The organism is Sphingomonas sp. 66-10 (genome assembly GCF_001897045.1).
Lineage (GTDB): Bacteria > Pseudomonadota > Alphaproteobacteria > Sphingomonadales > Sphingomonadaceae > Sphingomonas > Sphingomonas lycopersici.
Map to the genome: position 1 here is coordinate 1 of NZ_MKRR01000143.1, position 19,118 is coordinate 19,118.

The 19,118-nt window shown below is 66.0% G+C and carries 19 protein-coding genes; 9 read left to right on the plus strand and 10 right to left on the minus strand.

The features are described from left to right. Positions 1–181: 181 nt before the first annotated feature. Entirely contained in the window at positions 182–808 is a 627-nt protein-coding gene (locus BGN95_RS21000) for a helix-turn-helix domain-containing protein (protein ID WP_265268552.1), read from the minus strand. Between the two features lie 201 nt (positions 809–1,009). Here BGN95_RS21000 and BGN95_RS21005 point away from each other — a divergent pair, with 201 nt between their 5' ends. The 4 genes from BGN95_RS21005 to BGN95_RS21020 all read left to right on the plus strand — a co-directional run bounded on the left by BGN95_RS21005 (position 1,010) and on the right by BGN95_RS21020 (position 6,021). After that, positions 1,010–3,010 carry a serine hydrolase domain-containing protein gene (locus BGN95_RS21005; protein WP_286773895.1) on the plus strand — a complete coding sequence of 667 codons (2,001 nt, stop codon included), beginning with the start codon at positions 1,010–1,012 and terminating at the stop codon, positions 3,008–3,010. Positions 3,011–3,075: 65 nt separating this feature from the next. Next, positions 3,076–4,116 (plus strand): N-acetyltransferase DgcN family protein, encoded by a 1,041-nt coding sequence (locus BGN95_RS21010; RefSeq protein ID WP_265268550.1) that lies wholly within the window; start codon positions 3,076–3,078, stop codon positions 4,114–4,116. Positions 4,117–4,150: 34 nt separating this feature from the next. Next, positions 4,151–5,605: a serine hydrolase domain-containing protein gene (locus BGN95_RS21015; RefSeq protein WP_286773896.1), complete on the plus strand. Its 1,455-nt coding sequence runs from the start codon at positions 4,151–4,153 to the stop codon at positions 5,603–5,605. Positions 5,606–5,661: 56 nt separating this feature from the next. Beyond that, complete coding sequence (locus BGN95_RS21020; RefSeq protein ID WP_265313218.1) at positions 5,662–6,021, plus strand: hypothetical protein; 360 nt, start codon at positions 5,662–5,664, stop codon at positions 6,019–6,021. A gap of 319 nt (positions 6,022–6,340) precedes the next feature. Here the strand turns inward: BGN95_RS21020 and BGN95_RS21025 are convergent, their stop codons facing one another. Then, positions 6,341–7,321, minus strand: a complete 981-nt coding sequence (locus BGN95_RS21025) for a phosphoribosylaminoimidazolesuccinocarboxamide synthase (RefSeq protein WP_286773897.1) — start codon at positions 7,319–7,321, stop codon at positions 6,341–6,343. Between the two features lie 130 nt (positions 7,322–7,451). Here BGN95_RS21025 and BGN95_RS21030 point away from each other — a divergent pair, with 130 nt between their 5' ends. Continuing rightward, a complete protein-coding gene (locus BGN95_RS21030; protein WP_286773898.1) occupies positions 7,452–8,021 on the plus strand; it encodes a hypothetical protein in 570 nt (189 codons plus the stop codon). On the opposite strand, the gene BGN95_RS21035 is transcribed toward BGN95_RS21030, so the two are convergent. Next, complete coding sequence (locus BGN95_RS21035) at positions 8,015–10,066, minus strand: TonB-dependent receptor plug domain-containing protein (protein ID WP_286773899.1); 2,052 nt, start codon at positions 10,064–10,066, stop codon at positions 8,015–8,017. The two genes, BGN95_RS21030 and BGN95_RS21035, sit on opposite strands and share 7 nt — an antisense overlap. Positions 10,067–10,163: 97 nt before the next feature. Here BGN95_RS21035 and BGN95_RS21040 point away from each other — a divergent pair, with 97 nt between their 5' ends. Continuing rightward, positions 10,164–10,694: a hypothetical protein gene (locus BGN95_RS21040; protein WP_265313221.1), complete on the plus strand. Its 531-nt coding sequence runs from the start codon at positions 10,164–10,166 to the stop codon at positions 10,692–10,694. An 18-nt stretch (positions 10,695–10,712) separates the two neighbouring features. Further along, the gene (locus BGN95_RS21045) at positions 10,713–11,699 is read left to right on the plus strand and encodes a cytochrome-c peroxidase (RefSeq protein WP_286773900.1); all 987 of its coding nucleotides are present in this window, start codon (positions 10,713–10,715) and stop codon (positions 11,697–11,699) included. Here BGN95_RS21045 and BGN95_RS21050 read toward each other — a convergent pair. Then, positions 11,581–11,985, minus strand: coding sequence for a winged helix-turn-helix domain-containing protein (locus tag BGN95_RS21050; RefSeq protein ID WP_179511010.1), 405 nt, complete (start codon positions 11,983–11,985; stop codon positions 11,581–11,583). The genes BGN95_RS21045 and BGN95_RS21050 overlap by 119 nt on opposite strands. 242 nt (positions 11,986–12,227) lie before the next feature. On the opposite strand from BGN95_RS21050, the gene BGN95_RS21055 reads away from it, so the two are divergent. Together BGN95_RS21055 and catB are read left to right on the plus strand one after the other, a co-directional pair. Continuing rightward, positions 12,228–12,821 carry a methylated-DNA--[protein]-cysteine S-methyltransferase gene (locus tag BGN95_RS21055; protein WP_179511009.1) on the plus strand — a complete coding sequence of 198 codons (594 nt, stop codon included), beginning with the start codon at positions 12,228–12,230 and terminating at the stop codon, positions 12,819–12,821. A 208-nt stretch (positions 12,822–13,029) separates the two neighbouring features. Then, entirely contained in the window at positions 13,030–13,668 is a 639-nt protein-coding gene (gene catB / locus BGN95_RS21060; protein ID WP_179511008.1) for a type B chloramphenicol O-acetyltransferase, read from the plus strand. A 655-nt stretch (positions 13,669–14,323) separates the two neighbouring features. Here catB and BGN95_RS21065 read toward each other — a convergent pair. Genes BGN95_RS21065 through trbL form a run of 6 tightly spaced genes read right to left on the minus strand, consistent with a single transcriptional unit; the run spans position 14,324 to position 19,107 of the window. Next, the gene (locus tag BGN95_RS21065) at positions 14,324–14,542 is read right to left on the minus strand and encodes a helix-turn-helix transcriptional regulator (RefSeq protein ID WP_286773901.1); all 219 of its coding nucleotides are present in this window, start codon (positions 14,540–14,542) and stop codon (positions 14,324–14,326) included. After that, a complete protein-coding gene (locus BGN95_RS21070; RefSeq protein ID WP_286773902.1) occupies positions 14,539–14,757 on the minus strand; it encodes a DUF2274 domain-containing protein in 219 nt (72 codons plus the stop codon). Before BGN95_RS21070 ends, BGN95_RS21065 begins: the two co-directional genes overlap by 4 nt. Position 14,758: 1 nt before the next feature. Then, positions 14,759–16,009, minus strand: coding sequence for a TraB/TrbI/VirB10 family type IV secretion system protein (locus BGN95_RS21075; protein ID WP_502688329.1), 1,251 nt, complete (start codon positions 16,007–16,009; stop codon positions 14,759–14,761). Then, positions 16,006–16,998, minus strand: a complete 993-nt coding sequence (gene trbG, locus BGN95_RS21080) for a P-type conjugative transfer protein TrbG (protein ID WP_286773903.1) — start codon at positions 16,996–16,998, stop codon at positions 16,006–16,008. The genes BGN95_RS21075 and trbG overlap by 4 nt, the downstream gene beginning before the upstream one ends. Next, the gene (gene trbF, locus BGN95_RS21085) at positions 16,995–17,804 is read right to left on the minus strand and encodes a conjugal transfer protein TrbF (protein WP_286773904.1); all 810 of its coding nucleotides are present in this window, start codon (positions 17,802–17,804) and stop codon (positions 16,995–16,997) included. Before trbF ends, trbG begins: the two co-directional genes overlap by 4 nt. Position 17,805: 1 nt before the next feature. Then, a complete protein-coding gene (trbL, locus tag BGN95_RS21090; protein WP_286773905.1) occupies positions 17,806–19,107 on the minus strand; it encodes a P-type conjugative transfer protein TrbL in 1,302 nt (433 codons plus the stop codon). Positions 19,108–19,118: the final 11 nt, after the last annotated feature.

A 19,118-nucleotide genomic window follows, 5' to 3' on the forward strand; every position in this document is an offset into this window, starting at 1 on the left:
GCCCGATCGCCGGGGGTGGCCACCCCCGGCGATCACCCCATCCTCCAATCAGATCGGGCAACCTTCAACATACAAGGGGTCGGGGGTGGGTTGGTGTGGGGGATACCGCAGCACCCGCCTCATACCCACCCACCCCCAGCCCCTCCCTTCACGAGGGAGGGGAGTCAGAGGAAGAATAGCCTCAGCGTTCGCCGTGGATGTTGAGGAGCGAATCCATCAGGTCGTCGTCCGCGCTGGACATCACCGCCAGCGTCACCGCCTCGTCGCAATCGGGCGCGGCGAGATAGGCGTGGCCCATGTTCGAATCGATATAGATCGACTGCCCCTGTTCGAGCGTCACCGGATCGTAGAATTCGGTGTGGACGACGATGCTGCCCTTGAGCACGAAGATGAATTCCTCGCCGCCGTGGTGGACGAGCTCGCCGAATTCCTCGAGCGTCCGCGCGCGGATCGTCGTGATATTCGGAATCATCCTTTTGCGGCGCAATTCGGTGCAGAGATAATAATAATCGTAATTGGCGGTCTGCACGCGGAAGGCATTCTCGCGCGTGCCGATGCTGCGCCGCGCGGTCACCGGCGCCGCTTCCGGCGCGGCGTCGCTTTCGGCGAACAGATCGGACATGCGGATGTTGAGCCTGACGCTCAGCTCCTGCAGCTTGTCGTAGGTCAACGTCAGCCGGTTGTGCTCGACCTTGGACAAGGTGGAGACCGGGATGCCGGTGCGCTCGCTCATCTCGCGCAGCGTCCATCCGTTGCTGTCGCGCAACTGCCTGATCACCGCGCCTAACGTCGAGCGTCGCTTCGCCATTCGCTCATCATCCCAGTCTCTAATTGGAGATGCGCGTAGCATCGTTGCGCTTGGCGACGCAATCTCCTCCGTTTCCGAAGAAGGTCCCGGATTGACATATTTCTCCGATTAGGATCATACATCCTGCTATTGCCAAACTATCGGCACATTTCTCCCGATGGGGCCAAATCGCGCGCCACGGGCAGAACAGGGAGAGAGAGAATGCGGTCGATGCGGACCTGGGCATTAGGGGCGGTGGCGCTGGTCGCCAGCGCCGCGCTCGCCCAAGGGAATAACAAACCAGCCCCGAACACCCCCGCCCCCGCGGCAGCCATTACCCCCGCGCTTCCGGCCGGCGCGGCGCTGACCAAGAGCGACGTCGACGTCTGGCTCGACGGCTATATGCCCTATGCGCTGCGCAGCGGCGACATCCCCGGCGCGGTGGTGACGGTGGTCAAGGACGGGCAGCTGCTCACCGCGCGCGGCTTCGGCTATGCCGATGTCGCCAAGCGCACCCCGGTCGATCCCTATCGCACCTTGTTCCGCCCCGGCTCGGTCTCCAAGCTCGTCACCTGGACGGCGGTGATGCAGCAGGTCGAGGCGGGCAAGCTCGATCTCGATGCCGACGTCAATCGCTACATCGATTTCAAGATTCCGCCGCGCAACGGCCAGCCGGTCACGCTGCGCCAGATCATGACGCACACCGCCGGGTTCGAGGAAACCGGCAAGGACGTGATCTTCTACGATCCCGATCACCTGCGCCCGCTCGGCGATTTCCTCAAGGCGTCGCAGCCCGTGCGCATCTATGATGCGGGCACCACTCCGGCCTATTCGAACTGGGCGACCGCGCTGGCGGCCTATATCGTCGAGCGCGCCTCGGGCCAGTCGTTCGACGATTATGTCGACAGCCACATCTTCGCCCCGCTCGGCATGACCAACGCGACCTTCCGCCAGCCGCTCCCCAAGCAGCTCGTCGGGCAGATGGCGACGGGCTATCCCAAGCCAGGCACCGCCGCAGCGTTCGAACTGGTCGGCCCCGCGCCGGCCGGGTCGCTCTCCGCCTCGGGCGTCGATATGGCGAAGTTCATGCTCGCCCATCTGCAGGGCGGCGAACTGGGCGGCAAGCGCATCCTCAGCCCGCAGATCGCGGCGATGATGCACAATAGCCCGCTCGACAAGGTGAACCCGCAATCGCTGATCCCGCCGCTCAACCGGATGGAGCTCGGCTTTTTCGAGACCAATGTGAACGGGCATGAGGTGATCGCGCATCTCGGCGATACCGTGGCGTTCCACACCTCGCTGCATCTGTTCATCAACGATCATGTCGGGCTGTACGTGTCGTTCAACAGCCCGGGGAAGATGGGCGCGGTCGGCGCGCTGCGCACCAGCCTGTTCGAGGATTTCGCCGATCGCTATTTCCCCGGCAAGCCGGTGACCGCGCGGGTCGATGCGCAGACCGCGAAACAGCATGCGCAGATGATGGCCGGGACGTGGCGCAACAGCCGCCGCTCAGAAACCAATTTCCTCGCGCTCGCCGGGCTGCTCGGGCCGACCGAGGTGACAGTCGACGAAAAGGGCAATCTGGTGGTGCCGTCGCTCAAGACGCCCGGCGGCCGCCCGCGCGAATGGGTCGAGGTCGCGCCGTTCGTGTGGCGCGACCGCTTCGGTCATGAACAGCTCGCCGCGAAGGTGGTCGACGGCAAGGTCGTCCGCTGGAGCATCGGCGGCATCTCGCCGTTCATGGTGTTCGATCGCGTTCCCGCGAGCATCTCGCCGTCGTGGCTGACGCCGGCGACCTATCTCAGCCTCGCGATTCTTGCGCTGACCTTCCTCGCATGGCCGATCGGCTGGGCGATCCGGCGCCGCTACAAGGCCTCGCTCAACCTCTCGGGTCGCCCGCTCACCATCTATCGCGCGACGCGGATCGCCGCCGGGCTGGTCGTCGGCGTGGTGATCGGCTGGGCGGCGATGATCACCGCGATGTTCGCCAATCTGCGCAACCTGTCGGGCGTGCTCGATCCGTATCTGGTGCTGCTCCAGATCCTCAGCATCGTGGTGCTGATCGGCGCGGTGGGCGTTGCCGGCTGGAACCTCTGGCTGGCGCAGCGCGACGGGCGCAAGTGGACGAGCAAGCTCTGGGCGGTGCTCATCCTCCTCGCGACGCTGATCATCCTTTACGTCAGCTACAGCTACAGCCTCCTGTCGATCTCGACGAAATATTGACGAAGCGTGGTGGCGGTCATGCAGGATGATCGCCACCATCTATGCCACGTCGAGAGGATGACCGGATGAGCCTGGATAATAATAACAACGCGACTGAACTTCCTTCTCCCTATCTTCTGTTCGTCGGCGACGTCGTCGAACCCGGCTTCGCCAAGACCGCATTCGGATTGCGAGACTGGGCCGCCGACAAATGCATCGGCGAATATGCCTGCGATCCCGCCGCGGTGCGCACCGGGCTGCCGCAGCTCTCCCCCGCTGACGCTGCGGCGAGGGGCGCGAAGGCGATGGTGATCGCCGTCGCCAACCGCGGCGGCGTGATCCCGCCGCATTGGCGGCCCGCGCTGATCGAGGCGCTCGCCGCCGGGCTCGATCTGATCGCCGGGATGCACAGCCGGCTCACCGATGTGCCCGGCCTCGCGCAAGCCGCACAAGATCATGGCCGCCGGCTGTTCGACGTGCGCACCCCGCCCGCCGGGCTACCGATCGCCACCGGGCGCAAGCGCAGCGGCAAGCGGCTGCTGACGGTCGGCACCGATTGCGCGCTCGGCAAGAAATATACTGCCCTAGCGCTCGCCGACGCCTTTGCCGCGCGCGGCGTCGCGGTCGATTTTCGCGCCAGCGGGCAGACCGGGATCATGATCGCGGGCGGCGGGATACCGATGGATTCGATCGTCTCCGATTTCGAGGCCGGCGCGGCGGAATCGCTGTCGCCCGACGCCGCGCCCGATCATTGGGACGTGATCGAGGGCCAGGGATCGTTGCTGCATCCGGCCTATGCCGCGGTATCGCTGGGGCTGCTCCACGGCAGCCAGCCCGACGTGTTCGTCGTCTGCCACGAACCGGGGCGCGCGCACCTGCTCGGCGTTCCCGATTATGGCGTGCCGACCGTCGAGGAGATCGTCGACCTGACGATCGCGCTCGGGCGGCGGACCAACCCCGCGATCCGCTGCGCCGGCTTCGCCTATAATACCGCCGCGCTCGACGCCGATGCCGCCGCGGCGTTGATGGCGCGCGATGCGGAGCGGCTCGGGCTTCCGGTTGCGGACCCGATCCGGCGCGGTGCCGCCTTCGACCAACTGGTTGCGAGCTGCCTCGGCGTACCGTGAGCCGCGCCCTCTTCATTTCGTTCGGAGAATTCTGATGCCCTGGATTCGCGCTCTTACCTGCGCCGCGCTTGCCTGTTCATCGTCGCTCGCTTTCGCCGAACCGCCCCGGCCGGCGCCGGCGGTTCAGGCCGATCGGCTCGCCGGGCTCCCCGATTTCGTCGACGGGGTCGTCGCCGGGCAGATCGCCAGCCGACAGGTAGCGGGCGCGGTGGTGACGGTGGTGGCGGACGGCCGCGTGCTGTTCACCCGCGGCTATGGTTTCGCCAATGTCGCCAAGCAGGTGCCGGTCGACGGCGCGCGCACCCTGTTTCGCCCCGGATCGGTCTCCAAGCTGTTCACCTGGGTCGCGCTGATGCAGCAGATCGAGGCGGGGAAGGTCGACCTCGATGCCGACGTCAACCGCTACCTCGATTATCGCATCCCCGATTTCAACGGCGCACCGATCCGCGTGCGCGATCTGATGTCGCACAGCCCGGGGATGAGCGATCTCGGCGGCTTCCTGTTCGACAGCCCCGACAAGATCACCCCCTATCAGCAGTGGATCAAGGCGCATATTCCGCAGCGGCTGTGGGCGCCGGGGACCGAGATCGCTTATTCGAACTATGGCGCCGCGCTCGCCGGCTATATCGTCGAGCGCGTATCGGGCGAGGCCTATCCCGATTATGTCGAGCGTCACATCTTTGCCCCGCTGGGCATGACCTCGACCACCTTCCGCGAGCCTCTGCCCCCGGCGCTCGCCGCGCGGATGGCGGACGGGCACAAATGGGTCGACGGGCAGCTCGTCCCCAAGCCTTATGAATATCTCAGCTCGATCATGCCGGCGGGCTCGGCGAGCGCGACCGCGCCGGATATGGCGCGGTTCATGCTGGCGCTGCTCGGGGGCGGCGCGCTGGACGGCAAGCGCATCCTCAGCGCGCAATCGGTCGCGCTGCTCGAAAGCGATCTTTACGCCAATGTCCCCGGCCTGCCGGGGATGGCGCACGGCTTCCTCGTCGAGCGTCAGGCCGGGCCGCGAATGGTGGGGCATGCCGGGAACACGGTCGACTTCCATTCGGATCTCGTCATCGCGCCCGAACGCAACATCGGTCTCTTCATCTCGTTCACCGGCGGCCCAGAAAGCGGGATCGCGCGGACCGAGCTGCGCAACGCGTTGATCGGGCGGCTGTTTCCCCAGGCGCCCGCGCCGCGCTACACGGGCAAATCGGCACCGGTGCTCGGCAGCTATCGCGCCAACCGCCGCGATTATTCGGCGCCGCCGGAGCCCGAGAACGACATCAAGGTCGAGGCGAGCGGCGCGCATATCGTCACCGTCACCGCGGCGGGGCGCAAGACCGCCTATGAGCAGATCGGGCCGGCGGAATATGAGGAAATCACCGGCGCGCGTGCCGGCGGTCCGTACGATCGGATCAAGTTCTTCGGCGACAGCCAGGACCCGCGCCTGTCCTTCGCCTCGATGCCTTATGAGACCTTCCATCTCGTGAAGCCGTGATCGACACCGCGTGTCGTTCATTTGCCAGTCGGGTTGGACGGTATAAGAAGGGCGCCATGACTCGCCCCACGCCGCTCGGCTTCCGTGTGTTCGCGACTGCGTTCGCCCTTGTAGGAGCGGTGCCGTCGCTCGCACAAACGGCGCCGGCGCCCGCCGCCGGCGACGCCGACACCGTTCGCCTCACCGACGAACAGCGCAACGCGATCCTCGATCGCAACACGGTGGACAGCGCCGCCGCCGCGCGGGGCGAACTGACCCAGTCGCAGCGCATGGATCGCGGAATCCACGGCGAAGTGGGGATGATGATCGGCTCCTACGGCACGCGCGGCATCTATGGCACCGCGGCGATCCCGCTCGGCGACAATGCCGGTGCCGTGGTATCGTTCGAGAGCAGCCGCTTCGGTTACCGCCGCTAGTGGATTGATTCAGACGGAGGAGTCCCGGAATCCTTTCCCGTCATGCCGGGCTTGACCCGGCATCCAGAGCCACAAAGGACACCGCCTGAAACTCTGGATGCCGGGTCAAGCCCGGCATGACGGCTGAGAGAAGCGGGAACCATCCGTTGTGTTCTCACCACTAGCGCATCGTGCGTTCGCTTTTCCGCCCCGGCGAAGGGGCACCCCGCAAAGTAATACTTTGCGGGGACCACGAAGGCCGGGGTCCAGCATCGGGCCGCTCGTAACTGGGCCCCGGCCTACGCCGGGGCGGATCCTGTCGTGCGCCCGATATTGTGATTCACCCGGCGCCGAACAGCGGCGCCAGCCGCGCGCGGATGCGTTCCAGCACCGTCGCGCCGCCGAGATCGGGTGCGAAGGTCTTGCCGGTGATCGTCTCGAACGCCTCGGCATAGACCGCGGCGGTGCCGGTGATCAGGTCCCGCGGGATGGCCGGGATCGGATCATGATAGGGATCGCACCGCGCCCCGACCCACGAGCGCACGAAATCCTTGTCGAAGCTGTCGGGCCGCTCGCCGGCCTCGAATTGCGCCTGATAGGTCGCCTGCCGCCAGTAACGGCTGCTGTCCGGCGTATGGATTTCGTCCGCGAGGACGATCGTGCCGTCGGGGGTGACGCCGAACTCATATTTGGTGTCGGCGAGGATCAGCCCGCGCGCTTCCGCCATTTTCTGCCCGCGCGCGAACAGCGCCAGCGCGGTCGCGCTCAGCTCGTCCCATTGCGCCGGGGTCAGGAGCTTGCGCTCGAGGATTTCGGCGGGGGTCAACGGCTCGTCATGCCCGCCGTCGAATTCCTTGCTCGTCGGCGTGATGATCGGCGCGGCGAGCCGGGCATTGTCGCGCAGGCCATCGGGCAGCGTCATGCCGTACATCGTGCGCTGGCCCTTTTTGTAGAGGGTCAGGATCGAGGTGCCCGTGGTCCCCGCGAGATAACCGCGCACGACGATCTCGACCGGCAGGATGTCGAGCCGGCGGCAGATGAGGACGTTGGGATCGGGATAATCGAGGACGTGATTGGCGCAGATGTCCGCAGTCTGCTCGAACCAGAAACGCGCGGTCTGCGTCAGCACCTCGCCCTTGAACGGGATCGCGCACAGGATGCGATCGAACGCGCTCAGCCGGTCGCTGGCGATGATGATCCGCCGCCCGTCGGCCAGATCGTAATTGTCGCGCACCTTGCCGCGATAATGGTTCGGCAGTTCGGGGATCGTCGCATCGTCCAGCGTGCGCGATGCGAAAGCGGTAAAATCGATCGACGACATTCAGTGATTCTCCGGGACCGGAGGTTCGCCCTAGCCGGATGCGCCGGCATTGTCAGCGGGCGGCCGGCGCGCTTCCGGGGCAGCGGGATTTGCCCTATATCGCGCCCGACACAGCAAAGAGCGACGACCGATGCGAAAATCGACGTTGATCTGCACCGTTACTGCGCTGATCGCCGGGAGTGCAGTCGCACAGACGCCACCGCCGCCCGATCCCGCCAAGGCCCAGGCCAGCCGCGACGGTCGCCACGACTTCGACTGGGAATTCGGCACCTGGACCACGCGGCTGCGGCTACTGCGCAATCCGCTGTCGGGCGCCGCGCCGGATTGGGCCGATTATCAGGGAACGAGCGTGGTCCGCCCGATCCTCGATGGCCGGTTCAATCTCGTCGAACTGTCGGTCTCGGGCACCGCCGGGCGCATCGAGGGCGCGGCGCTGCGGCTGTATGATCCGCGATCGCGGCAATGGAGCCTCAACTACGCCAATGCACGCAGCGGCACGCTGACGACCCCGGTTTACGGCGGCTTCGACGATCACGGCCGCGGGCTGTTCTATGCGCACGATACGCTCGACGGGCGCGCGATCCTCGTCCGCTTCGTGATCACGGCGGCCGCGAAAGAAGCCCGTTTCGAACAGGCTTATTCCGCGGATAACGGCCGAAGCTGGGAAACCAACTGGATTGCGGTCGATACGCGTCAGTAGCGCGCCGCAACACGCGCGAAGAAGCTGCGCCCCGGCTCGGGGTAGCCCGCCGCGAGCTGGTAATTCCGATCGAGCAGGTTGCGCGCGCCCACCCCGATCGTCAGCCGGCGCGAGACATCCCAATCGGCGGCAAGCCCCACGTCGACATAATTCCCGGTGCGGAAATAAGCGGTGCCGGCGGTATTCACCGTCCAGCGATCGGAGGCGATATCGGCGCTCGGCCGCACATGCACCGCGGCGACCGGCGACCAATCGGCATAGATGAACGCCTTGTGCGTCGGCACGTCGGTCGGGCGGAAGATCGGTACGCCGGGATCGCGCAAGTCGCGATGCGTGTAGGTATAATTGCCGCCGATCGCGAGGCCGGGGAGAAGCTGCGCGGTGACCGACAGCTCGCCGCCGTAGAAATTGCCGCGGCCGAGGTTGAAGCTCTTGGTCACCGGATTCTGCGTGCAGACCCCGGCGGGGGTGCAGCTCGTGAAGATGAACGGTTCGGCGACGATCACGTCGGTGAGGTGCGAATAGAAGATTGCCCCCTCCGCGCGCCAGATGCCGAAGCGGCGCGATCCGCCGATCTCGTAATTCACCGCACGCTCGGGCCGGAGATTGGCGTTGGACACCGCCCCGCCGAAGCGCGAGCTGAACCGTTCGAACAAGGTCGGGAAGCGCGTGCGATCGGAAATGCTGGCGTGCAATTCGCTCGTTTCGGACGGTTTCCACGACAGCCGCCCCTGCCCGTTCAGCGCCGAATGATTGACCAGCGGATAGAAGACGAAGGCGTTATTGGCGTAATCCTCCGCGCGGCGCAGATCCTTCCAGTCGTAACTGATGCCGGCGGTGAAGGTCAGCGCGGGCGCCAGCTCGGCGATATTCTGCAGCGCGATGCTATAGCCGTCCTCGATCGAGGTCTGCGGCGGCTCGAACCCGCCGCCGGGGAAGCTTTGCTGGAATTCGACATGCTTGTCGCGGCGGTAGAAGGCCGCGAGGCTCAGCGTATCGCCGGGCAGCGGGCGCAGATCGAGCTGCGCCGATCCGCCCCACGCCTTGTCGTGATAGAAACTGTTGAACGCGCGCGGCCTGGTCTGGGTGGTTTCGCTGGCGTCGTCCCACGCGCTGAGCAGATTGTCGAACTGGTTGTAATAAATCTTGGTCTTGAGCGTCGCCATCTCGCCCAAAGCGGTGGTCGACAGAAAATAGACGCTGGAAACATCCCAATAAGGCCAGGTCCAAGCGCGCTGGATCGCCGCCGGATCGGTGGTGCTGAGTGGGGCGAGCTTCATCCCGCTCTGCTTGGTATAGCTGATCGAATATTCGTCGGTGACATTGGGGGTGAACCCTGCCTTCAAGTTCACGCGCCAGTCGCGCGCGGCCGAAAGGTCGCGGCGCCCGCCATTCTCGCTCGGCGTCGGGACGAAGCCGCCGGCGAGATCCCAATGATCGGTATCGTTGCGCGCATAGCTCGCCTGCGCATAATATTTGTCCTGCCGCGTCCCGATCAGCCCGGCGACATTATAGCCGGCATAGTCCACCGCGCGGCCGAGGTTGAGCGTCGCCTGCACCTGCGCCTCGATCGGCCGGGCCGGCTTGCGCGTCACGAGGTTGATCGCGCCGCCCATCCCGTCGGGCCCGTCGAGCACCGAGGCATAGCCCTTGGCGACCTGCACCTCGGCGATGTCGCTGGTGAGGAAGCGGCCGTAATCGAGCCGATTGTCGGCAGGGAGAAACACGCGCACGCCGTCGATCGACAGCGGCGCCTGGAAGCGGTTGAACCCGCGCACCAGGATCAGCCGTTCATTGCGCGATCCGCCGGTGTTCGAGGCATTGACCCCGGGGATGAGGTTCACCGCATCGTCGAGCCGCTGCCGATCGAAGGCGAAGATCGCATCCGACGACAGGGTATCGCCGCCGATCGCCACACCCTCGACCTTGGGCGCGGTGACGACGATCTGGCCGAGGCCGAACGCCGCGTCATTGTCCTGCGCCTGCGCCGGCGGGGCGGCGACGATCGCGCTCGACACGAGCAGCCCGGCAACGATCGTTCGCATCGCATTCCCCCTCGCGGTTTCGCCCGGCGCGCATAGACCGCGATCGAAGCTCTGTATATATCCAGATATAGAGATCGGATTCGAAACGGGGGCAAAGATGGATCGGCAGTGGACGCGGGCGATATGGGCGGCGGCGATGATGGCGATGACCGCGCCGGCGGCATCGGCGCAAACGCCCCCCGCCTGCTCCGCGGAAGCGAAACCCGCGCTGCCCGCGGCTTTGGCGGGCTGGGCGACCCCCGCACCGCTCGCCGCCGCCACCGATCGCGACGGGGTGGCGCGCGCAACGCTCGTTCCGGGCAAGGCCGCGACGGTAACGTTGCTGCCGACACCGACGGTGCATTACCCGCTCCAGCCCGAAAAGCCGGGCGGCAGCGTGAGCCACGGCGGGTTGCTGGCATTCACGATCGCGCGCGCGGGCGGCTATCGCGTCGCGCTCGGTTCAGCGGCGTGGATCGATGTGGTGCGCGACGGCAAGGCGGTCGTCTCGACCGCGCACGGCCACGGCCCCGCCTGCTCGACGATCCGCAAGATGGTCGATTTCTCGCTCGAGCCGGGCGATTACGTGCTTCAGATCTCGGCCAATGCCACGGCCGAACTGACGGTGCTGATCGCACCTTTGCCCTGATCGCCGATGCCGGTTCGCTTGCTCCTGGCCGCGGCGGCGCTCGCTGCGAGCGCGATCGCGGTGGCGGCCGCGCGTGACGACACGGCGGCGGCAAAGGTCGAGCTGGGCCGGCGGCTGTTCTACGATGCCGATCTGTCGGTCGACGGGACGATGGCCTGCGCGACCTGCCACGAACAGCGCCGCGGGTTCAGCGACGGCAATGCGACGCATCCCGGCGTCACCGGCGCGCCGGGTCGACGCAACGTGCCGGGCCTCGCCAATGTCGCCGCGCGTGCCGCGCTGACCTGGGGCGATCCGCGCGTGCGGACGCTGGAGGCGCAGGCCGCGATCCCGTTGTTCGGCACGCATCCGATCGAGATGGGGATGAAGGGGCATGAGGCGGAGATCGGCAAAAGGCTGGGCGCCGACGCCTGCTATCGCGCGCAATTCCGCGCCGCCTTCCCGAGCGGCGGGGTGATCGACGCCACGCAGGTTGTGACGGCGATCGCCGCGTTCCAGCGCACGATGATCTCGCGCGACACGCCCTATGACCGTTATCGCGCCGGGCGGCAGGATGCTTTATCCGCGTCGCAACGCGCAGGACTGCGCGCCTTTGCGACGCGGGGTTGCACGGCCTGCCATGCGGGCACCGACCTGACCGACGATCGCTTCCACGCGATCGCCCCGCCCGCGGCGAATGCGCGCGACACGGGCCTCGCCGAAATCACCGGACGCGCGGCGGACGCGGGGCGGTTCAAGACCCCCGGGCTGCGCAATGTCGCGGTCTCGGCCCCCTATCTCCACGACGGCAGCGCGCCGATGCTCGCCGATGCGATCCGCCGCCACGACACCGCGCGCGGGCTGGACGACGCGACGATCGCCGCGCTCGCGGATTTCCTGACCGGGCTTACCGACGCGGCTTTCCTGCACGATCCTCGTTTGTCGCTGCCGCCGCCGGGCTGTCCGCGCCCGCTTTCGCCGGCAGCGGCGCCGGACGCAGGTCGCGCATCAGCCCCGCGAGGCTAGCCGCGGCTTCCTCGGCGAGGCGCGCTTCCGCCCGGCGATAATGCGCAAGCACGTTTTCGCCGAACGGCGTCACCCGCGCACCGCGCTCGCGCCCGCCGCCGTGCAGCGTCTCGACCAGCCGCTCGGACCAGCAGCGGTTCATCATATCGACCAATTGCCACGTCCGCCGATAGCTGATGCCCAGCGCCCGGCCGGCGCCCGAAATCGATCCTTCGCGCGCGATCGCCTCGAGCAGATCCGCCTTGCCCGGCCCGAACGCGATTTCGTCACCGCACAAAATCTGCATTTTCAGTTTGAAGGGTTTGGATCGTTCCACGTCGCATCGGCCCGTTGAGCGCGCACGATGTTGAAGCCGCGCGTCCGGTTTGTCGAGCGGCCGGGACGACGAGGGGCTAGCTATCGCGCGAGCAGGAAATCCAGCGCGATGTTCTCGAACCGCTCCTTGCGCTCGATCATCGCGGCCGCGAGCGATCTGGACGTTTCGACGATCCCGTCCCACATCGGCAAGGTTGCCGATCGGGGTTAGATGTGACTCAGCCAGCACTTGCCACCCGCTATCATGTCTTCGAAACCGCGGCGGGCCATGCCGCGATCGGATGGAATGATCGCGGCATATCGAGCTTTCGCCTGCCGGCGCGGACCGCGCGCGAAGCGAGCTGGGCGCTGCTACGGCGCGCGCCCGATGCGACAATCGTCGACCCGCCCGCCCCGGTCCGCGCGATCGTCGACGCAGCGTGTCGCTATTTCGCCGGCGAGCGCGTCGATTTCGGCGATGTGCCGATCGATCTCGGCGAACAGGAACCGTTCTTCGCGCGCGTCTACGATCGGGTGCGCAAGCTCGGCTGGGGCGAGACCACCACTTATGGCGCGATCGCCAAGGAGCTTGGCGCGGGGCCGGAATTCGCGCGCGATGTCGGCCAGGCGATGGCCAGCAACCCGATCCCGCTGATCGTCCCGTGTCACCGCGTCACCGCCGCGGGCGGCAAGATCGGCGGGTTTTCGGCGCCGGGCGGCTCCTTCTCCAAGGCGCGAATGCTCGAGCTCGAAGGCGTGTCGATCGCGGTCGACGCGGGGAAGAAGCCCGAAGCGAAGAAGCCCGAGCAGCCCGGCTTCGATTTCTAAGGAACAGGGCGTCCTTGTGTCCGAGGTGCGATCCGGCGCATGATGCCGCGATGAAGTCGGCAGACTGTACCATCTGAATCCGCTTTCCGCGTTTCGCCGCGGGAAGCCGTTGCCCCGGCTGGCCCGATCGGCTCGCCGGATTCTCCGCGCGTGCGTCGACGCGCGATCGGCTGCCACACCGGCGGCCAGCATTCGGTGGTATTTTTCAATGCGCAATTTCTTCGAAAGCCCGTTCAAGGGCATCACACTCGATCGTCAGGTCACCCACCCCAACATCTCGGTCGGGCGCTACAGTTATTATTCCGGCTATTATCACGGCCACAGCTTCGACGACTGCGCCCGCTTCCTGTTGCCCGATGCCGACGCGGACAAGCTCGTCATCGGCAGCTTCTGCTCGATCGGATCGGGCGCCGCGTTCATCATGGCAGGCAACCAGGGCCACCGGAACGACTGGATCAGCACCTTTCCCTTTTTCTGGATGCCGGAGGTGCCGGCCTTCGCCGGCGCGGCGAACGGCTACCAGCCGGCGGGCGACACGATCATCGGCAACGACGTGTGGATCGGTTCGGAGGCGATCATCATGCCCGGCGTGACGATCGGCGACGGCGCGGTGATCGGAACCCGCGCGCTGGTGGCGCGCGATGTCGAGCCTTATGCGATCGTCGGCGGCAATCCCGCGCGGGTCATCCGCAAACGGTTCGACGACGCCGATATCGCGCGGCTACTCGCGCTGAAATGGTGGGACTGGACTGACGACCAGCTCCACGCGGCGATGCCGCTGCTCACCAGTGGCGATATCGCGGCGCTTCACGCGCACTGGCAAAAGATCGGCGAGATCGAACGTTAAGCGCGATCGGTCGCGTCAAACTCCCGCCCGTCCGCCCCCCCAAAGCGGACGGGCGGGACGACGATTCGACGCGATCATGCGCTGGAATTGGCCGCGAAAGCGCGTGGAGAACCGGGGCCGGCGAGCCGCACACCCACTTTAACTGCATGAATTTTAAGGAAAACTGGCGGAGACGGAGGGATTCGATCTCAGGCTTTAAGTAATTGATTTGCCTTTGATTCGAATTATCACAATTCCGAAAGTACCATGGAAAGTACCACGTCGACCTCTTCGTCTAAAAACCGAGGCTTAACGTCTCAGCTCGACTGCGTGCATCTCTATCGAACCCTCAGTCAATTTGCAATACCCTATATTTTTTGCCGCCTTAACTGCACGCGATTTTCCTCACACCCGTGCCGACTGACACTGGATGGCCAAGGGACGTCTATGTCGAGCCTCATAGCAGGCGCTGTCGGCCATCAATGGATGCCGCAGGGTAATGTCTTCCGAGGTGACGCGCGTTCGTGATCGCGGCGCGTGTCGGACCTCCCGGCTTTGAATAAAGATTACAGTGCCCATCGTTTTCGTGTCGGGTGCGCAACCCGCTTTGCGCGTTTTTTCGGCGAGCACCGCCGCATAGATTCGGATTGGCATCGCAAAACCGTGTCCGAACGCGTCAAACCCGGCGTCGCTTACCCTCGAAGCCGTCTTTCACCTCGTTGATCCAGGCGACGATTTCGCGATCGCTCCAGCGCGAGGCGCACGGAGATATCTTGTACGGAGCCGGAAACTTGCTCTCCCGGATCAGGTCGTAAATCATCGTCTTGCCCAGGCCGACCCTGCGCTTCACCTCATCAAGCCGGATGAAGCGGTCAGGCTCTTGATCATTGGTCACTTCGCACCTTTTCGATCGCGCGCGAACGCGCGGTCGCCCTCAAGAAATGCGGCGAGCATGGCGGGCACCAGATCGCTGATCGGCTCACGGCGCCCATAGGTCACCTCATAGAGTACCGCGTAATCGTCGAGCGCCTGCTTGAGCGCCGGCGAGGCGTTGAACGTCACTTTTACCGGCGTTCGATCGGGCAGCTTGCCGAGCTTGATCCCAGCCATATCAACGCTCCCCCGACAGAGTTAATATCAGATCCCTGTGGACCATCAGACGAAGTGGCCAGCCGGGACGCACCCTTAGCGTGGGCTGCACGTTCAGGTTCTTCATGACGATCTGATCGCCGGCGCGGGAAGCGCTCTGCTGGGTCGACTCGCGGATCGCACGAACCAGATCGCTATCGTTGCCGAAACTCAGCTGTGTGCCGACCCCCAGCAGAGTCGAGAGCGCGACTCCCTTGAGCAACTGCCAGGTGTGCAGATCGACCTTGTCGGAAAGCCCGGCGTAACCCGCCGCGTCCGTCGCGGGCATGTTATCGATCTGGATCGATGATCCGTCGGGCAAAATGATCCGCTGCCAGACGACCAATGCGCGCTTCTGTCCGAATGCGACGATGCTGTCGTAGCTGCCGATCAGCCGCGAGCCCTGCGGGATGAGCAGGATGCGCCCGGTCGCGCTGTCATAGCAGTTCTCGGTGACCTGGGCTGTCACGAGGCCGGGAAGGTCAGAATTCAGCCCGGTGATGAGGCTCGCCGCGATCACCGTGCCCGCGCTGATCGTGTACGGCGATGGGGCGGCGACCAGAGCATGCGGATTGACGACATCGCCCGATTCCCTGGCAGCGACGAAATCGACCTTGCGCTGCTGGCCACCGGGATCGCGCTCGGGATCGAGCGCCAGCCTGCCGTCCTGACGCTCGGCCGGCGGAGCTGCCGCGGCAGACTCGACAGGAAGGCCGATCGACCGATCTCCCCTCCCCATCTGGATCATTACGCCTGATTCCTGGGCGGCTCTTTGCTCGGCGGCGACGCGTTGACGCTCCGCCTCTGCCGCCTGGGCTGCCGGATCCGGTGCCGGCGCCCTGCCAAGTCTGCGCTCATGCTCAAGAAACGGTCGCCCGAGGTCCCCGGGCATCGGCGGACCGAGCTGCGGGGCTTCTCCATAGTTCTTGGGCGCGTTGGCAAGCGCCTCGGGGGTCGCCTTGCCGCTCGGGTCGTCACGGCGGCCGTCCACAACCACGTGGAACGGGCGGGGTTTCAGCGCGACCAGCGTCAGGCCCACCATCGCGGTGGACGTCACCGCGGCGATGCCGATGACCGCGCCGCGACGAAACCGGACGACTCGCGTTGCCCGCGCGCGCAGCACCAAAGTCTCAGGGTCGACCTTTTGCGGCGCGGCGCCCAATTCGGGTTCGGGATTGCCCTTCTCAACCGGCGCGGATGTGTCGGTGCCTGGCTTGGCAACATCGTCGGTCACGATGCCCTCCCCCGCCGGCGGCCCGACCGCGCGGGCGTGGCCCGCGCGATTCGAACGATCGATTGCTTCTTCGCGCCAAGCCGCAATTCGGCGGCACCGAAGAGACGGTCGACGACATAGAAACGGCCGGACATCCGGTAGTTGACGAGGCTCGCCTCGCCCTTCTCGTCGAGCACGAACAGCGGCGGCGCCTCGCCGACGGAGATACTCGCGGGAAATTCGATGAAGGTCTGGCGACCGTCGTCGAATGCGCGCAGCGGCCGCCAGTCCGGCGTGTCACCGGTGATCGCATAGTCGAAGTTGAGGCTCGCGACCGTAAGGCCTGAGGAGACAGGGGTGGCTTCGAGCGCCTCGGCCTGCTGGCGCCGAATCGCAATGAGTTCGTCCTGCGGATAGGTCCAGGAGACAGCCGCCATTGCGGTCGCGGAAGTGCTATCCATCTGGAGATGATAGGTCCGGCGATCGGTGGTGATGATCAGGTTGGTCGCGAGGCCGGCCGAGAAGGGCTTCACGAGAATGTGGACGCGTTTTGCTTCGCCCGATCCGCTCGTGGTGTCGCCGATGGTCCATCGAACGGTGTCGCCAGCCGCGACCGAAACGACCGCCTCCCCTGGCTGTAACGCGATATCCGTCACCCGCTCCGGCGCGGCAAACAGGCGATAGAGAACCCCCTCGCCGTAGGGATAGACCTGGATGGCATTGACGAATGCGAGCGCGGCCGGATCGCGCGTCACCGCGCGATTGGCTGCTCGCACACGAAGCTCGGCCGGTGATGGTGGCACGGTGTGCGTGCGCGCTTCGGACGATTGCACGATCGGCGGCGCAAAGACCGCGCCGGCCGCAGTCGTCGACAGGTTCGGCGTCGATGCCGATGTCGGGGCTACAGTGGCGACCGCAGCCTGGGCTGGCTGCGATGGGCTTTGCCCCGTTTGCGCGGGGGCGGCAGGCGAACCCGCGAGCGCGGTGGCGGCGAGGAGAAGAGTTTTCATTGGCCGTTCTCCGGTTGAGGGGCGGCAAGGCTCGGGTCGAGCGGCGATCCCAGCGGGAGATCGGCGCTCGATGGCTGCCCAGCATCAGACGAGGTCGCGGCCTTCGCCGGCGCCACGCCGGGCGGCTCTAGCTCCCGGCTCCAGTCGATCGCGTCGACGTAAAGGCCGAGCGGGTTCTTGCGCAGCGTCTCGGCATCTTTGGGAGGCTGGAGCGTGACGGTCAGGATCGCGGTCCAGTGCGACGTGCCGGAAAGGCTGCCGCGTACATAAGCGCTCTCGGTCCACTTCACCTGAAAGCTGGTGTCCGACGCGCGAACGACACTGGTCACCTGCACCGAAACGGTCTTGTCGCCGACATCGGCGAAGGGATTGGCGGTCCGCGCATAATCACCGAGGAAAATCGCGCCGCGCTTCGAGGCGAAGTCATAGGCCTGCAGCCAATTCTCGCGCATCAGCACGGGGTCGAGCGACCGCGCGCGGATGTCGGTGATAAACCGCGAAAGGAACCAGGCTATCTGCGCATCGGTGGGGCGGTATTCGGCCGAAGCCGGCGCGATCGCCTGCGGCTGGCCAAGGCGATCGACCGCCACAACGTACGGCACGACCCGGCTCTGCATCGACTGCCAGACCAGCGCGCTCGACAGTCCGGTCGCGAGCAATAGACCGCCAAAGGCCATCAATCGCCAGTTGCGCGCCTGCACGCGGGCGGACCCGATCCGCTCATCCCAGAGCTGGCCGGCGCGTTGATAGGGGGTTTCCGGTGCAGGAGTTCGCCCATAGCGCTGCACCGCTCGCTTGAAGAGCATGTCAGTTATCCCTTTCCTTGATGTCGGGGGTGGCGGCGTGGCCGCCGCGATCGCCTTGCTGCATCGCGTGCATCGCGGCCTGCCCGTGATGGCGGGTCGTTTGCTGCGCCTTCATCTCGCGCGCCCACGCGGGCATCGTAGCCGGATCGCCGCCTGTACCACCCGCACCGGCGGATTTGCCCGCCATCGCCTGGAACGCAGCCTGGCGCCCCGACTCGGCCGCTTCGCCCAAGCCGAGCGCTGCGGAAATGCGTGACCGGGCAGCACTGCCGGCGGCGGTCGCGACACCGCCGAGCCCGGCGCCGACGGTGGATGTGCCTGCCGCTTCCTGACCGAGCGAATAAGCGGTCGATGCCGCCGAACCCATCGCGGTGCCGGCACGAACCGCGCCAAGACCGGCAGCGGCAACACCACTGACAGCCCCGACCGCACCGGCGCCACCGAGGTACATGATGCCGCCAGCGCCGACCGCCGTGCCGAGCGCAGCGCCCGCGCCAAGCTGCGGAGCGCCCGCGACCAGCCCCGACGCGATGCTCGGACCAAAGATGCCGGCGCCGAACAGAGCGAGGCTCGCGAGGACGAGACTCATCGCCTGGGCGATATCCGGCTGCTGGCCCTGCAGGGCGGTGGTGAACTGCGAGAAATAATTCGAACCGATACCGACGACGACCGCCAGCACCATCACTTTGATCCCGGAGGTCACAACATTGCCCAGCACGCGCTCGGCGAGAAAGCTGGTGCGGTTCCACAGCGCGAACGGCACGAGGATGAAGCCGGCCAGGCTGGTCAGCTTGAACTCGAGGATCGTCACGAACATCTGCACCGCAAGGATGAAGAAGGCGAGGATGACGATCACCCAGGCGACCAGCAGCACGGCGATCGTCAGGAAATTCTCGAAGAAGGTGGTGAACCCGAGATATTGGTTCACCTGATTGAGCAGCGGCCAGGCAGCGGTGAAACCGGTGCCGGCGAGCCGCCCAGGCCTCAGCAAATCGTCGGCGGTCATCGACGCGCCGCCGGCGGTGAGCCCCGCACGGGCGAACGAGCGGAAGACGATATCGGACAATGTCGAGAAGCTGTTCAGGATGAACGCGAACGCGCCGATATAAAGGATCTTGCGGATCAGCCGGCCGAGGACATTGTCCTCGCCGCCGAGCGCCCAGAACAAACCCGCCAGCGTGATATCGAGCGCGATCAGCGTCCGGCTCAGGAAGCTGACATCCGGCCCAAGCAGCCCGAACCCGCTGTCGATATAGCGGGCGAACGTGGCCATGAACTGGTCGATGACGCTGAGGTCCTGCACGGGTCCGCAAT